The organism is Brevundimonas sp., from assembly GCF_036732845.1.
Lineage (GTDB): Bacteria > Pseudomonadota > Alphaproteobacteria > Caulobacterales > Caulobacteraceae > Brevundimonas.
On the sequence record NZ_DAINBO010000003.1, the window covers coordinates 40345 to 53653 of the forward strand.

The window sequence follows — 13309 nt, forward strand, 5'->3', positions numbered from 1 at the left end:
AGGCCATGACAAACACGATGAACGCACGGGCGGCGCTGGACCGCCTCGAAACCCTCTACACCGCTTCCGTCTCCGATCTGCGTCGGGCGGTGAAGACCTTCCTCGAAACCGGCGAACGCCCCGACGCCGAAGCGCGGGCCAGGGGCCTGTTCGCCTATCCCCGTCTCAGGGTCAGTTGGTTCGGCGAGCGGCCGGCGCATCTGGAGACGCGCGCCTTCGGCCGCCTGTCGCGGCCCGGCGTCTATGAGACGACGATCACGCGGCCGGACCTGTTCGGACCCTATCTGGTCCAGCAGTTGGACCTGCTGGAACGCGACTACGGCGCCAAGTTCGAGGTCGAACCCTCGGATCAGGAAATCCCCTTCCCCTATGTGCTGGACGGCTCGGACGTGGTGCTGGACCGCTCCATGACGGCGGCCATCGCCCGCTATTTCCCGACCACCGACCTGGCCCATATCGGCGACGAGATCTCGGACGGTCTGTGGGATGCGGGCGAAGCCTTCCCCCTGGCCCAGTTCGACGGTCTGCGCACCGACTTCTCTCTGGCGCGGCTGAAACACTATACGGGCACGCGGGTCGACGACACGCAGAACTATGTGCTGTTCACCAACTATCACCGCTACGTCGATGAGTTCGTGCGTTGGGCCTGCGCCCAACTGGCCGATCCGAACAGCCCCTATGAGACCTTGTCCTGCGCGGGCGGCGTCATCATCACCCGCGACAACCCGGACCCCGAGCTGGCCATCCTGGACCAGGCTTGGCGCAAGCATCAGATGCCGGCCTATCATCTGACCGCGCCCGGCTGGGACGGGGTGACTCTGGTCAACATCGGCGTCGGCCCGTCGAACGCCAAGACCATCTGCGACCACCTGGCCGTCACTCGTCCGCACGCCTGGATGATGATCGGCCACTGCGGCGGCCTGCGGCCCAGCCAGACCATCGGCGACTATGTGCTGGCCCACGCCTATCTGCGCGACGACCATGTGCTGGACGCCGTCCTGCCGCCGGACATTCCGATCCCGAGCATCGCCGAGGTCCAGCGCGCCCTCTATGACGCGGCCAAGGACGTCTCGGGCGCGCCGGGCGAAGAGGTGAAGCGGCGCCTGCGCACCGGCACGGTGGTCACCACCGACGACCGGAACTGGGAGCTGCGCTATTCCAAATCGGCCCTGCGCTTCAACCAGAGCCGGGCCGTGGCCATCGACATGGAAAGCGCGACCATCGCGGCCCAGGGCTATCGCTTCCGCGTGCCCTACGGGACCCTGCTGTGCGTCTCGGACAAGCCGCTGCACGGCGAGATCAAACTGCCGGGCCAGGCCAACCGCTTCTACGAAGGCTCGATCTCGGAACACCTGCAGATCGGCATCCGCGCCATCGACCTGTTGCGGGCCGAGGGGTCGAAACTGCATTCGCGGAAGCTGCGGGCGTTCGACGAGCCGCCGTTCCGGTGACGCCCTAACGCTCGCGCCGCGGGCGCTCGCTGCTTGAGGGCGCCGATCTCCCTCCCCCTCGCGGGGGAGGGTGGCGCGAAGCGCCGGGTGGGGAGGGCTGGGCGATACGAAGCACGGGGCTTGCCTTGCCAAGCCGCCCCCACCCGACTTCGCCTTCGGCTCAGCCACCCTCCCCATGAAGGGGAGGGAGAGCTGTCCGTCACTCCGTCTTCAGCAGGTACAGGCCGAAGCCGATGTAGGGTCGGCCGAAGTCGAACATGGCCTTCACCCGGCCGGCCGAGGCGCGGACGCCGGGGGCTTCGGGCGCGTCGGGATGGTCGGCCAGCCAAGCGTGGGCGGCGGCGTCCATGGCCGCCGTATAGCGGTCCCAGGTTTCGGGCGACGAAACATCCGCCGACACGACCGCGAACCCGGCGGCCCGTGCGGCGGCCTGCCAGCCCTCGTGGGTCAGATAGGTGTTGGCGGTCTCGACCAGCATCCGCAGGGGCGCGGGCGGTTCGGCGCTCCAGAACAGATCGCCCCACAACAGCCGCCCGCCGGGCGCCAGATGGCCGCGCAGCCGCTCGAACACCGCCTGGGGGTCGCGCAGGCCCGCCGCCGCCGCCTCGGTCGCGCCGATGACCACGATCAGGTCCTGGGGCGCCAGGTCCGCCAGCACCGTCTCTGATCCCGCCTCGACCACCGTCGCGCCCGACCCCGCCGTGCGTTCGCGCGCCAGGGCGGCCATGGCCGGGTCGCGTTCGACCGCCGTGACCTTCAGGCCGAACCGCCGCGCCAGCATGGCCGCGACCGCCCCGTTGCCGCAGCCGATGTCCAGCGCCGCCGCCCCGGCGGGCAGGTCGGCGCGCGCCGCGGCCGCCTCGATCGTCGCCATCTCCAGGGCGTTGCAGACGTCCAAGGCCCGATAGGCGATGAGGTGGAAACTGGCGCGCATGGTCCCGCTTTAGCCCGTGGCGCGGGGCGTCCCAAGCGTATTGAGAAAAGTACTTTACATCACAAAGTAACTGTGGGAGACAGGCGATGTCCAAGGGGGAAGTCTCCGTCACGCCCGCCGCGCCATGGCGCGAATTTCCGGCCCGGTGATGATCCGCCCATGCAAGGGGTTATGCGAATGAACACGTCCGACAACGAAGCCCAGGCCGATATCGCCTGGATGCGCCGACTGGCCGAAGAGGGCGGCCAGTCGCCCATGCGCGGCGCCTCCATCCTGTTCGCCGCCGGTACGATCTACGGCGCCGCCAGCCTGTTCCACTGGGCGGTCCAGGCGGGTCTGGTCTCCGAGCCGGGTCCGATCCAGGGCGTCGTCTGGCTGGCCGCGACGGTGCTGTTCCTGATCGTCGTCGTCTTCCTGTCGATGCGGCTGGGCCGCGACGGCGGGGTGAAGACGGGGGCCGGGCGCGCGACCGGCGCGGTCTGGACCGGCGTGGGCTACGGCATCTTCGCCTTGATGAGCGCCATCGCCGTGGTCGGCTACCGCATGGGCGAAGAGGCCGCCATGGTCAGCCTGGCCCTGATCCCGTCGGTCATCATGGCCCTGTACGGCGTCGGCTGGGGCGTGACGGGCGCCATGCAGAAGTCGCGGCCGTTGAGCGGCCTGGCGATCGCCTCCCTGCTGGCCGCGCCGGCCCTGGCCCTGCTGACGGGACGGCCCGAGCAGTATCTGGCCTACGCCGCCTGTTTGATCCTGCTGATGGCGCTGCCGGGCTTCATGTTGATGCGCGGCTCGGGGCGGTCCTGATGGGTGACGATTTCGACATCGGCCGCATCGACGACGTCATTCACGGCCGGATGCGCCTGGGGATCATGGCCGTGCTTTCGGGCGTCGAAAGCGCCGACTTCAACACCCTGAAGGCGCGGCTCCAGGCCACCGACGGCAATCTGTCGGTGCATCTGAAGAAGCTGGAGGAGGCGGGCTTCGTCGATGTCTCCAAACGGTTCGTGGGCAAGAAGCCCCTGACCGAGGCGGTCATGACCGAGACGGGCCGCCGCGCCTGGGTCGCCTATCTGGACGCCATGGCGGGTCTCGTCGCGGGGCGCTAACAAGGGGGCATGCGCCCCAACCGCCTGCTCCGTCTCGACGCCGTCGACAACGCCCGCGACTATGGCGACTACGCCACGGCCGCGGGCCGTCGCGTGCGGCCGGGCGTCCTGTTCCGCACCGCCCATCACGCACGGGCCAGCGACGCGGATCTGGAGCGGATGGCGGCCTGGGGCGTCGCGACCGTGGTCGATCTGCGCCGTCCCAGCGAACGGTCCCACCAGCCGTCGCGCAGGCCTGCGGGCTTCACCGGGCGGGTGATCGAGGTCGCCCATGACGACGGCGGCGAGGCGCCGCACCTGACCTTTCTGAAGACCACCGACCTGACCGAGTCCTCGGGCCGGGCCTTCATGATCGACACCTATCGGTCCATGCCGTTCGATCCGGGCCACCTGGACGTCTTCGCGCGTTATTTCCGGGCGCTCGGCGAAGGCGGGGACGAGGGCCAGGGGGCGGTCGTCATCCATTGCGCGGCGGGCAAGGACCGCACGGGCCTGTTGGCCGCCCTGACCCATCGGCTGCTGGGGGTGCACCCCGACGATGTGGTTCAGGACTATCTGCTGACCAACGCCGCCGTGGACCTGGCCGGGCGCGCGCCGGCCATCGCCAAACAACTGCACGCCATGACCGGCCGGGTCGCCTCGGACGCCGCCGTCACCGCCTTCCTGGGGGTCGAACCCGCCTATCTGGACGCCGCCTTCGCCGCCGTGGCCCAGCGTCACGGCTCGATCGAGACCTATCTGGAGCAGGCCCTGGGCGTGGACGCGGCCCTGCGGTCGCGGATCGTCGAGCGACTGTCGGCCTGATGGCGGTCGTCGAACGTCCGTTGGCCTGGCGCGACCCGCTGGGCGTCGCCGCCGGGCTGGCGCATCGCGACGGCGCCCTGGCCTTGCTGTCGGACGGCGGGCCGCGCGGGCGTTGGTCCTGGGTCGGGACCGCGCCGGATCGGGTCCGCCTGGACGAGACGGCGGACGACGACGCCTTTCGGGTGCTGGATGATTTCGGGCCGGGCACGGTCGGTCTGGCCGCCTATGACCTGGGCGCCCGTCCGGCCACGGGACCGAGACCCAGGGTCTGGCCCGATCTGATGCTGGCCCGCTATCCGGCCCTGCTGCGCTTTGATCTGCACGAGCGGACGTTGACGGCCGTCGGACGCGGCGAGACGGCCGACATCGCCCAGGCCGCCGCCGAGCGCGCCGCCGCCTGGGCCGAGGCGGCGATCCCGGCGCCTCCGCCGCCCGCCGCGTCATTCGAGACCGAAGCGGAACCCGGCGTCTATCGCGCGGCCGTGGCCGACGTGGTGGCCCGCATCGCGGCCGGGGAGCTGTTCCAGGCCAATATCGCCCGCGCCTGGACCGGGCGTTTGCGGCCCGGCGCCGATCCGTTCGACGTCTTCCTGAGGCTGCAGGCGGGCCGCGCCTCGGCCTATGGCGCCTTCTGGCGGCTGGGCGAGCGGGCGCTGGTGTCCAACTCGCCGGAACTGTTCCTGGACTTCGACGGGCGGCGGATCGAGACGCGGCCGATCAAGGGCACCCGGCCGCGCGGCGTCGATGCAGCCGCCGACGCCGCCCTGGCCGACGAACTGCTGGCCAGCGGCAAGGACCGGGCCGAGAATCTGATGATCGTCGATCTGATGCGCAACGACCTGGCCCGCGCGGCCCGGCCCGGCTCGGTTCGGGTCGAGCGGCTGTTCGAGATCGAGACCCTGCCGACGGTGCATCATCTGGTCTCGACCGTCACGGCCCAGGCGCCGCGCGGCGTGGGACCGGGACAGGTGCTGGCCGCCGCCTTCCCGCCCGGCTCGATCACCGGGGCGCCCAAGCATCAGGCCATGAAGGTCATCGCCGGCCATGAACCGCCGCGCGGTCCCTGGTGCGGGTCTTTGTTCCTGTTGGGAGAGGGCGGGGCGCTGACCGCCTCGGTGCTGATCCGCACGGCGGCGTTCGAGCGGGACGCGGAAGGCTGGCGCTTCCGCACCCTGGCCGGGGCCGGGATCGTGGCCGACAGCGACCCGGCCGCCGAACTGGCCGAGACCGAGGTCAAGATCTCGGCGATGCGCCAGGCGTTGATCGGACCCTAGTTCGTATCCAGCGTCACCTGTTCGGTCAGGCGCGGCCGCAGATAATAGGTGTGCGAGAACCGGGTGATGGCGGGCATCAGATAGTCGACTGGCGAGTCATAGTCATAGGTCGCCTCGCTGAAGATGATGCTCTCGCCGTTGTCGATCAGGCCGGCGGGAATGGTCACCGTGCTGCCGGTGACGCGGGCGGTCCAGCTCTTGCCTCGGCTCCAGGCGACCTTGACCACGCCGTTGTTGTCGCGCGTCAACTGGCTGACCCGCAGCTTCAGGGGCGTGGCCGAGAAGGGTTTCATGATCAGGCCGCCGATGCCGAAGACGTCGTCGAGCTGGGCCGGGGTGATGATGTCGGTCTGCGACACCAGATCGGCCACCATGGCCGAGGCGTGGCCCATGCGCTTCTGGGCCATGAAGCCCTGACAGAATTCGGCCAGGCCGAAATAGAAGGCGATCATGATCGGCGCCAGCAGGGCGAATTCCACCGCCGACACGCCGCGCCGGTCGCCGGCCAGGCGGATCAGGATTCCGGTGTGGCGAACGGGTGCGGCCATCAGTCGTAAGGCTCGTTTCTGAAGGCGGTGGTGGCCGTCAGCACCGCCTTGCCGTCGTTCAGCTTGGACAGGCCTTGGGCCAGGAAGGGCGTCAGCAGGGTGTGCTGGTACCAGGCCCGCACCAGCATGATGTCGCCGGGACCGCCGCCGTCATAGCCCAGGGTGTTGGGATTGAACGACGGGCCGTTCAGCGGATCGGGCACGTTCGGGTTGGAGAACTGTGGAATGGGCCGCACATCGACCGTCACCTTCGTCGAACAGTCGCTGGAGAAGATGCTCATGCGGGTGCACAGGCTGGTCTTGAAGGAGGCGGCGTTGAAATCCTGGGCGTTGGCCTGGCCGGTGCGGACCAGGCGGCCGGTCTCGATGGCGGCGTTCTCCAGCACGGAGTCGATGAGGAACACCAGCGCCAGCTCCAGCACGGCGAACATCATGAAGAAGAAGGGCAGGGCCACCATGGCGAATTCGATCGCGGCCGAACCCTCGCGGGTGCGGCGCCGGTCGATCGGGCGCTTCAGGCGGCGGCTTCCCATGGCGGTCAGGGCGGCGTCACGGCCGGGGCGGCGGCGCCGGGACCGGTCGAACGGATGCTGGGCGCGCACGAGCCGCCGCAGGCCATTTCGGTCATCTGACCGCCGCGCCACATGCGCACCGCGCCGGTCGAGCCGCCGGTGACGACGACCTGGTTCTGGAACAGCGGTCGGCCGATGGCGTCCACGGCCACGACCTCGGTCACGCCGTAGCCCTTGCCGACGATGTACAGGGTGTTGGCGTCGACCACGGTGACGTCGGCGATGGCCGGGTTGCCGACGATCACCGAGGCGGCCGCGCCGCGCAGGGCGATGCGCGCCGACCGATCGATCTCGACGTTCAACGGCGCGCTCTGGGCGGTCGCGGTCGTGGCGACGGCGGTGACGGCCAGGGCGAGGATGAGGGCGGTTCGTTTCATGAGCCGGGTTCTCTGACAGGCGGCGCGTGCGCGCGAAGACCCGCGCAAGGTCGCCTGCAAACCTCAATAAAGTCTGAAATCGTCCGCCAGAAAGTAAACGCCCCGGAAACCATTCACGACAACGATTAGATTACCTTCGTTTTACTCAGTTTTAAGCTGGGCCGTGCATTGTGATCCTACAACGGGGAAGGCGGGCTAACCGACCACCCCGGTGGTGGAAGTCGAATAGCTCGCTGACAGAAGGATACATCCAATGACCAAGTTCGTTTCGCGCTTCATGAACGACGAGTCGGGCGCCACGGCCATCGAATATGGCCTGATCGCCGCCCTGATCGCCGTCGTGATCATCTCGGCCGTGACCGCCCTGGGCACGACCATCAAGACCAAGTTCAACGCCGTCGTGACCGGCATGGGCGGCACCGCCGGGGCCTAATCGCCCGACGGAAAGTCTTGAAACCGGCAAGGGGCCGGGGCGGAAACGCCCCGGCCCTTTCGCTGTGCGGCCATGTCTGAAAACGGCCCGATTAAAATATTCGTGGTGAACGTCGAAGTAACCACGCCCGAAGACCCGGCCTTAACCGATGGCGGCGATAGTGATCGTGCGTTTTGGGGGTCAACGGGCGACCGGCTTCTCCCCCAGTCAGTTGCTCTGAACCTCATCGAGAAGGACTATTAAAATGACCAAGTTTGTTTCGCGTTTCATGAACGACGAGTCGGGCGCCACGGCCATCGAGTACGGCCTGATCGCCGCCCTGATCGCCGTCGTGATCATCTCGGCCGTGACCGCCCTGGGCACGACCATCAAGACCAAGTTCAACGCCGTCGTGACCGGCATGGGCGGCACTGCCGGCGCCTAAGCGCCCGACGGAACGTCTTGAAACCAGCGAGGGGCCGGAGCGGAAACGCTCCGGCCCTTTTGCTTTGGCGGAAACCCAGCCTTAACGCGGCTGTGTCAGGGTGACGCTCATGGACATGCTGACGCTTCTGCTGCTGGCGGTGATGCCGGCCTTGGTCATCACCGCGGGTCTTCGCGACCTGACGACCATGACCATTCCCAACTGGATTTCGGGCGCCCTGATCATCGGCTTCTTTCCGGCCGCCTTCGCCGCCGGGCTGGACCTGGGAACCGTCGGCGTCCACCTGGGCGTGGCCTTCGCCGCGCTTCTGGTCGGGATGGGCATGTTCGCCCTGCGCTGGATCGGCGGCGGCGACGCCAAGCTGATGGCCGCCACCTGCCTGTGGCTGGGCCTGAGCGGCTCGGGCCTGTTCCTGTTGTGGACCGGCCTGGCGGGCGGCCTGTTCTGTCTGGCCCTGATCTTCGCGCGCTTCCACGCCCGGCCCTACGTCATGGGCGCCGAGGGCTGGTTCCCCCGGCTGATGGAGCCGAAGGGCGACATTCCCTACGGCGTGGCCATCGCCGTCGGAGCCTTGATGGCCTATCCGGCCTGCGGCCTGATGGCCGGTTTCGCTTCCGGGCTTTAAGAGGCCGCGCGCCCCAGTTTAGGAGCGCGTTAACCCGCGAGCCTCACTCTCGTTAACCGGTAGGAGCCGCGCGGGCCGTCCGCGCGAATCGCCGCTCCGCCGGAGAGTGTCGATGAAGCCCGCCAAGATCGCCGTCATCTGCATCGCCGCCGTCTCGGCCATCGGCCTGGCGCTGGTGGTTCGCGCCATGGGATCGTCGGGTCAGGCGGTGTCGACCGCCGCCGCCGCGCCCGCCGTCGCCGCGCGGCCGATGGCCAAGGTGCTGGTCGCCGCCCGCGACCTGGCCCCCGGCAAGCGCCTGACCGACGCGGACCTGGCCTGGAAGGACTGGCCGGTGGACGAGGTCAATCCCGCCTTCATCACCGACGGCTCCGTCGCCATTCCCCAAGCCGCCGCCGCGCCCGCCGCCGAAAAGGCCGCCCCGGCCCAAGGCGCGAGACCGCAGGGCGCCGTGGCGACCGTGGCCCGCGCCGCCGCCGACGTCGCCACCAGCGGGGGCAAGGCCGAATATTTCGGCTCGGTGGTGCGTGAACCCATTCTGGCCGGTGAACCGATCATCGGCCGCAAGATCGTCCGCGCCGGGGACAGCGGCTACATGGCCGCCTATCTGGAGCCGGGCATGCGGGCCATGGCCATTCGCGTGAACGTGGAGACGGCCGCGGGCGGCTTCATCCTGCCCGGCGACCGGGTCGACCTGGTCCTGACGCGCGAGACCAATCTGGGCAATGTCGGCGCCTCGGAAGGGGATCGGTCGAAATTCACCTCGGCCACCGTGCTTCAGAACATCAAGGTCCTGGCCATCGACCAGTCGACCCGCGCCGGCGACGACGAACAGGCCGTGGTCGGCGCCACCGCGACGCTGGAGGTGGGACCGCGCGACGCCGAGGCCCTGGCCCTGGCCAAGTCCGAGGGCGAACTCAGCCTGGTGCTGCGCTCCTACGCCGACACCGCCGGGCCGTCCGGCCGGGTGCAGGCGGTTCGCGTCCAGTCCAGCGCGGTTCGGGTCTATCGCGGCGGCGCGCCGGAAGTGGTGGTGGTCCAATGAGCCGTTCCTTCAAGGCCGCCCTCGGCGCCGCTCTGATCGCCCTGGCGGGGATTTCGCCCACGACCGGCCTGGCCCAGAGCCGTTCGGTCGTGGCCGCGGGCGAACAGCCGCGCCTGGTCAATCTGCCGCGCGGCAGCTCCTTCGCCGTCGACCTGCCCGCCGATGCGCGCGACGTCATCGTGTCGAATCCCCAGGTGGCCGAGGCCATGCTGCATTCGCCGCGCCGCATCACCGTCATCGGCCTGGCCCCGGGCGAGACGGACGCCGTCTTCCTGGACGCCGCCGGGCGCACCATCCTGGCCGTGCGCGTGCGCGTCGATGCGGGGACCAGCGCGCTGCAGGACACCTTGAGCCGCGTCATTCCCGGCAGCGACATCCGCGCCGAGGCCGTCAACGACAGCATCATCCTGACCGGAACCGCCGCCAGCCCGGCCGACGCCGCCCGCGCCCAACAGGTGGCTCGCGCCTTCGTCTCGGCGCCCGAGAAGGTCATGAACATGATCAACGTCGCCGGGTCGGACCAGGTGACGCTGCGCGTGCGCGTGGTCGAGATTCAGCGCAACGCCATCAAGCAGTTGGGCTTCGACACCTCGGCCGTGTTCGGCCAGCTCGGCAACACCCAGTTCATCCTGGGCCAGGCCGCGACCTTCGGCGTCAACGGCGGCCTGTTGGGCGGCCTGACCGGCGGCTATTCGCGCGACACGACGCGGAACTATCAGATGCAGGGTCCCTGCGCGGCGGGTCTGCCGGCCGACACCACCTGCCCCTTCACCGTGCGCGGCCCGGCCGACGCCTCGAACTGGGACACGGCCCAGCCCGGCACCGGTCCCGGCTCAGACGGCCTGAACAAGAGCGAGGCCACGATCAAGGCGTTCGAGCGCGCCGGTCTGATCCGCACCCTGGCCGAACCCAATCTGACCTCGGTCAACGGCGAGTCGGCCAGCTTCCTGGCGGGCGGTGAATTCCCCATCGTCGTCGGCCGTGACGACCGCGGCACCATCCTGACCGAATACAAGCCCTATGGCGTCAATCTGTCGTTCCGGCCGGTGGTCCTGTCGGAAGGCCGCATCTCGTTGCAGATCTCGGTCGAGGTGTCGGAACTGACCAATTCGGGCGCCGTGACCATCGGCGCCGGAACGCCCAACGCCATCAGCCTGGCGGGCCTGAACGTGCGGCGCGTGACCAACACCGTCGAAATGCCCTCGGGCGGCTCGATGATGATCGCGGGCCTGTTGCAGGAGACGATGCGTCAGAACATCGACAGCCTGCCCGGCCTGATGACCGTGCCGGTGCTGGGCAGTCTGTTCCGCTCGCGCGACTATCAGTCCGGCGAGACCGAGCTGGTGGTCATCGTCGAACCCTATATCGTCACCCCGACCTCGCCGGGCCGGATGCAGACGCCCGCCGACGGCCTGCGCATCGCCACCGACGCCCAGACCATCTTCTTCGGCCAGTTGAACCAGGCCTACGGCTCGCCCGCCCCGACCGCCCAGGGTCCGGGATGGCAGGGTCCCGTCGGCTATGTGATCGAATGAGCGCGCCCATGATCCGTCCCTCCCGTCTGATCCTGGTCCTGGCCGCGACGACCGCCCTGAGCGCCTGCATGGGCGCGCCGGTCGACGGCGGCGGCCCGCAGCCCCTGACGCCCACCAGCCGCTACACCTTGCAGGTCGAGCCGGGTCTGGACCGCATCGCCCTGGCCGTGCACGAGACCGGCGTCTCGCCCAATCAGGACGCCGCCCTGGCCCAATTGGTCAGCCGCTTCACCGTCGAGGGCGCCTCGGCCATCGTGGTCGAGGCCCCGGCCGGCGCCGATCCCGTGTCCACCGAAATGGCCTGGAAGGTCCGCCAGGCCCTGGTCGCCGCCGGGGCGCCGGAAACCCGCGTCCAGATCGTCAGCTATGTCGCCCCCGATCCGCGCGCGCCGGTCCTGGCCGGGTTCGAGACCGTGCGCGCCGTGGTGCCGCAGTGCGGGACCCAATGGGGCAATTTCAGCCGCACGGCCAACAACGCCTCCTCGATCAATTTCGGCTGTGCCGTGACCGCCAATCTGGCGGCCCAGATCGCCAATCCGCGCGACATCATACAGCCGCGCGGCATGACTCCGGCTGACGCCGCCCGGCGTTCGGTCGTCTTCGACAACTATCGCGCCGGCCGGCATACGGCCGCCGCCCAGGAAGAACTCCTGACCAACCGACGTGTCTCGCGAGCGGTGGATTAGGGATGAGCAACGCCTACGCGCCGGAAGCCTTCGACGCTTTCGACGAATTCGATCTGGACACGGACTTCGCCGATCCGGCGACGCCTGACCCCTTTGCGGCGTCGGGCATGGACGACGGCGACGCCAGCGCGCGCGCGCCGCTGCAGTTCACGGCCCTGGGCGGTGCGCCCGCGCCGGTCGACGCCGCGCCTGTCGCCGGGTTCAATCCGGTCGGGGACCTGGTCGCCGGGGCGGCCCAGGCCCTGATCCCCGCCGGACCCTCCATCGGCGAGGTCTCGGTTCCGCGCATCGCCATCCATGTCTTCGCCGAGCGTCAGGACACCCTGGCGGCGGCCGAGCGCGCCGGTCAGGATCGCCGCCTGTCGCGCGCCACCACCCAGATCCGCGTCGGCGGCGTCGCCGCCGCCATCGAAGCCTATCGCCACGAGCCGACCCCGCCCCTGATCGTGGTCGAGAGCCAGGCCGATCCCCAGTCGCTGCTGCACGAGGTCGACCGTCTGGCCGAATGCTGCGACGTCGGCACCAAGGTCATCGTCGTCGGCCCGACCAACGACATCATCCTGTTCCGCGAACTGATGCGGCGCGGGGTCAGCGAATATCTGGTCGCGCCGTTGCAGCCGCTGCAACTGATCTCGGCCATCGGCGGCCTGTTCGCCGATCCGGCCCAGCCCTTCGTCGGCCGCTCCATCGCCTTCGTCGGCGCGCGCGGCGGGGCGGGCGCCAGTTCGGTGGCCCACAACACCGCCTATGCGATGTCGGAACGGATCGGCGCTAACACCGTGATCGTCGATTACGACCTGCCGTTCGGCACGGCCGGGCTGGACTTCAACCAGGACCCGCTGTCGGGCGTGGCCGACGCCCTGGGCCAGCCGGATCGCCTGGACGCCACCCTGCTGGACCGGATGATGGTCCGCTGCACCGACAAGCTGAGCCTGTTCGCCGCCCCCGCGACCCTGGATGTCGACTGGGATGTGTCGCCCGACGCCTTCGAGGAGGTGACCACCCGCATCCGCGCCACGGCCCCCTTCGTGGTGCTGGACCTGCCGCACACCTGGTCGTCGTGGATGCGCCGCACGCTGATCTCCGCCGACGAGGTGGTGATCGTGGCGACGCCCGACCTGGCCAGTTTGCGCAACGCCAAGAACATGATCGACCTGATCCGCCATGGCCGCCCCAATGACGCGCCGCCGCGCCTGGTGCTGAACCAGGTCGGCATGCCGGGCCGCCCCGAGATTCCGGCCAAGGATTTCGGCGCCGCCCTGGGCGTGCATCCCAGCCTCCTGATCCCGTTCGACGCCAAGACCTTCGGCGCCGCGGCCAACAACGGCCAGATGATCCTGGACGCCGGGGCCAAGACCAAGGCCGCCGAGGCCTTCCAGACCCTGGCCCAGATCGTCTCGCGCCGCGAGATGCCGCTGCTGGCCGCGCCCGGCAAGGCCAAGGGCGAGAGCAAGTCCATCTTCGCCAATCTGTTCAAGAAGAAGGGCTGACGAAA

General features: G+C 69.3%; 16 protein-coding genes. 12 read left to right on the top strand and 4 right to left on the bottom strand.

What is annotated here, in order from left to right; genetic code table 11:
* Positions 1-5 precede the first annotated feature (5 nt).
* Positions 6-1451 carry an AMP nucleosidase gene (locus tag V7D63_RS01995; protein ID WP_333590576.1) on the top strand — a complete coding sequence of 482 codons (1446 nt, stop codon included), beginning with the start codon at positions 6-8 and terminating at the stop codon, positions 1449-1451.
* 199 nt (positions 1452-1650) lie between these two features.
* On the opposite strand, the gene V7D63_RS02000 is transcribed toward V7D63_RS01995, so the two are convergent.
* Entirely contained in the window at positions 1651-2385 is a 735-nt protein-coding gene (locus V7D63_RS02000) for a class I SAM-dependent methyltransferase (RefSeq protein WP_333590577.1), read from the bottom strand.
* Positions 2386-2562: 177 nt separating this feature from the next.
* On the opposite strand from V7D63_RS02000, the gene V7D63_RS02005 reads away from it, so the two are divergent.
* Genes V7D63_RS02005 through V7D63_RS02020 form a run of 4 tightly spaced genes read left to right on the top strand, consistent with a single transcriptional unit; the run spans position 2563 to position 5569 of the window.
* A complete protein-coding gene (locus V7D63_RS02005) occupies positions 2563-3189 on the top strand; it encodes a hypothetical protein (protein ID WP_333590578.1) in 627 nt (208 codons plus the stop codon).
* A complete protein-coding gene (locus V7D63_RS02010) occupies positions 3189-3491 on the top strand; it encodes a winged helix-turn-helix domain-containing protein (RefSeq protein ID WP_333590579.1) in 303 nt (100 codons plus the stop codon). The genes V7D63_RS02005 and V7D63_RS02010 overlap by 1 nt, the downstream gene beginning before the upstream one ends.
* A gap of 9 nt (positions 3492-3500) precedes the next feature.
* Positions 3501-4295, top strand: a complete 795-nt coding sequence (locus V7D63_RS02015) for a tyrosine-protein phosphatase (RefSeq protein WP_333590580.1) — start codon at positions 3501-3503, stop codon at positions 4293-4295.
* Positions 4295-5569 (top strand): anthranilate synthase component I family protein, encoded by a 1275-nt coding sequence (locus V7D63_RS02020; RefSeq protein WP_333590581.1) that lies wholly within the window; start codon positions 4295-4297, stop codon positions 5567-5569. Before V7D63_RS02015 ends, V7D63_RS02020 begins: the two co-directional genes overlap by 1 nt.
* Here the strand turns inward: V7D63_RS02020 and V7D63_RS02025 are convergent.
* The 3 genes from V7D63_RS02025 to V7D63_RS02035 are packed head-to-tail and all read right to left on the bottom strand — an operon-like array spanning position 5566 to position 7066.
* Positions 5566-6117, bottom strand: a complete 552-nt coding sequence (locus V7D63_RS02025) for a TadE/TadG family type IV pilus assembly protein (protein WP_333590582.1) — start codon at positions 6115-6117, stop codon at positions 5566-5568. The two genes, V7D63_RS02020 and V7D63_RS02025, sit on opposite strands and share 4 nt — an antisense overlap.
* The gene (locus tag V7D63_RS02030) at positions 6117-6719 is read right to left on the bottom strand and encodes a TadE/TadG family type IV pilus assembly protein (RefSeq protein WP_333590583.1); all 603 of its coding nucleotides are present in this window, start codon (positions 6717-6719) and stop codon (positions 6117-6119) included. The genes V7D63_RS02025 and V7D63_RS02030 overlap by 1 nt, the downstream gene beginning before the upstream one ends.
* Positions 6656-7066, bottom strand: coding sequence for a pilus assembly protein N-terminal domain-containing protein (locus V7D63_RS02035; protein WP_333590584.1), 411 nt, complete (start codon positions 7064-7066; stop codon positions 6656-6658). Before V7D63_RS02035 ends, V7D63_RS02030 begins: the two co-directional genes overlap by 64 nt.
* Positions 7067-7319: 253 nt before the next feature.
* Between V7D63_RS02035 and V7D63_RS02040 the strand changes: the two genes are divergently transcribed.
* The 7 genes from V7D63_RS02040 to V7D63_RS02070 all read left to right on the top strand — a co-directional run bounded on the left by V7D63_RS02040 (position 7320) and on the right by V7D63_RS02070 (position 13304).
* Positions 7320-7499, top strand: coding sequence for a Flp family type IVb pilin (locus V7D63_RS02040; RefSeq protein ID WP_333590585.1), 180 nt, complete (start codon positions 7320-7322; stop codon positions 7497-7499).
* 244 nt (positions 7500-7743) lie between these two features.
* Positions 7744-7923 carry a Flp family type IVb pilin gene (locus V7D63_RS02045; RefSeq protein WP_333590585.1) on the top strand — a complete coding sequence of 60 codons (180 nt, stop codon included), beginning with the start codon at positions 7744-7746 and terminating at the stop codon, positions 7921-7923.
* A gap of 109 nt (positions 7924-8032) precedes the next feature.
* Positions 8033-8548 (top strand): A24 family peptidase, encoded by a 516-nt coding sequence (locus tag V7D63_RS02050; RefSeq protein WP_333590586.1) that lies wholly within the window; start codon positions 8033-8035, stop codon positions 8546-8548.
* A gap of 112 nt (positions 8549-8660) precedes the next feature.
* The gene (gene cpaB, locus V7D63_RS02055; RefSeq protein ID WP_333590587.1) at positions 8661-9593 is read left to right on the top strand and encodes a Flp pilus assembly protein CpaB; all 933 of its coding nucleotides are present in this window, start codon (positions 8661-8663) and stop codon (positions 9591-9593) included.
* Positions 9590-11128 (top strand): type II and III secretion system protein family protein, encoded by a 1539-nt coding sequence (locus tag V7D63_RS02060; RefSeq protein ID WP_333590588.1) that lies wholly within the window; start codon positions 9590-9592, stop codon positions 11126-11128. The genes cpaB and V7D63_RS02060 overlap by 4 nt, the downstream gene beginning before the upstream one ends.
* 8 nt (positions 11129-11136) lie before the next feature.
* Positions 11137-11814, top strand: coding sequence for a CpaD family pilus assembly protein (locus V7D63_RS02065; RefSeq protein ID WP_333590589.1), 678 nt, complete (start codon positions 11137-11139; stop codon positions 11812-11814).
* A gap of 2 nt (positions 11815-11816) precedes the next feature.
* Positions 11817-13304: an AAA family ATPase gene (locus tag V7D63_RS02070; RefSeq protein WP_333590590.1), complete on the top strand. Its 1488-nt coding sequence runs from the start codon at positions 11817-11819 to the stop codon at positions 13302-13304.
* Positions 13305-13309 lie beyond the last annotated feature (5 nt).

Bases quoted from the DNA above. Each gene is read 5' to 3' on its own strand.
- V7D63_RS02020 (WP_333590581.1), top strand. From the start codon at position 4,295: ATGGCGGTCGTCGAACGTCCGTTGGCCTGGCGCGACCCGCTGGGCGTC.
- V7D63_RS02010 (WP_333590579.1), top strand. From the start codon at position 3,189: ATGGGTGACGATTTCGACATCGGCCGCATCGACGACGTCATTCACGGC.
- V7D63_RS02015 (WP_333590580.1), top strand. From the start codon at position 3,501: ATGCGCCCCAACCGCCTGCTCCGTCTCGACGCCGTCGACAACGCCCGC.
- V7D63_RS02050 (WP_333590586.1), top strand. From the start codon at position 8,033: ATGGACATGCTGACGCTTCTGCTGCTGGCGGTGATGCCGGCCTTGGTC.
- V7D63_RS02035 (WP_333590584.1), bottom strand. From the start codon at position 7,066: ATGAAACGAACCGCCCTCATCCTCGCCCTGGCCGTCACCGCCGTCGCC.
- V7D63_RS02060 (WP_333590588.1), top strand. From the start codon at position 9,590: ATGAGCCGTTCCTTCAAGGCCGCCCTCGGCGCCGCTCTGATCGCCCTG.
- cpaB (WP_333590587.1), top strand. From the start codon at position 8,661: ATGAAGCCCGCCAAGATCGCCGTCATCTGCATCGCCGCCGTCTCGGCC.
- V7D63_RS02045 (WP_333590585.1), top strand. From the start codon at position 7,744: ATGACCAAGTTTGTTTCGCGTTTCATGAACGACGAGTCGGGCGCCACG.
- V7D63_RS01995 (WP_333590576.1), top strand. From the start codon at position 6: ATGACAAACACGATGAACGCACGGGCGGCGCTGGACCGCCTCGAAACC.
- V7D63_RS02070 (WP_333590590.1), top strand. From the start codon at position 11,817: ATGAGCAACGCCTACGCGCCGGAAGCCTTCGACGCTTTCGACGAATTC.
- V7D63_RS02005 (WP_333590578.1), top strand. From the start codon at position 2,563: ATGAACACGTCCGACAACGAAGCCCAGGCCGATATCGCCTGGATGCGC.
- V7D63_RS02040 (WP_333590585.1), top strand. From the start codon at position 7,320: ATGACCAAGTTCGTTTCGCGCTTCATGAACGACGAGTCGGGCGCCACG.
- V7D63_RS02065 (WP_333590589.1), top strand. From the start codon at position 11,137: ATGATCCGTCCCTCCCGTCTGATCCTGGTCCTGGCCGCGACGACCGCC.
- V7D63_RS02025 (WP_333590582.1), bottom strand. From the start codon at position 6,117: ATGGCCGCACCCGTTCGCCACACCGGAATCCTGATCCGCCTGGCCGGC.
- V7D63_RS02000 (WP_333590577.1), bottom strand. From the start codon at position 2,385: ATGCGCGCCAGTTTCCACCTCATCGCCTATCGGGCCTTGGACGTCTGC.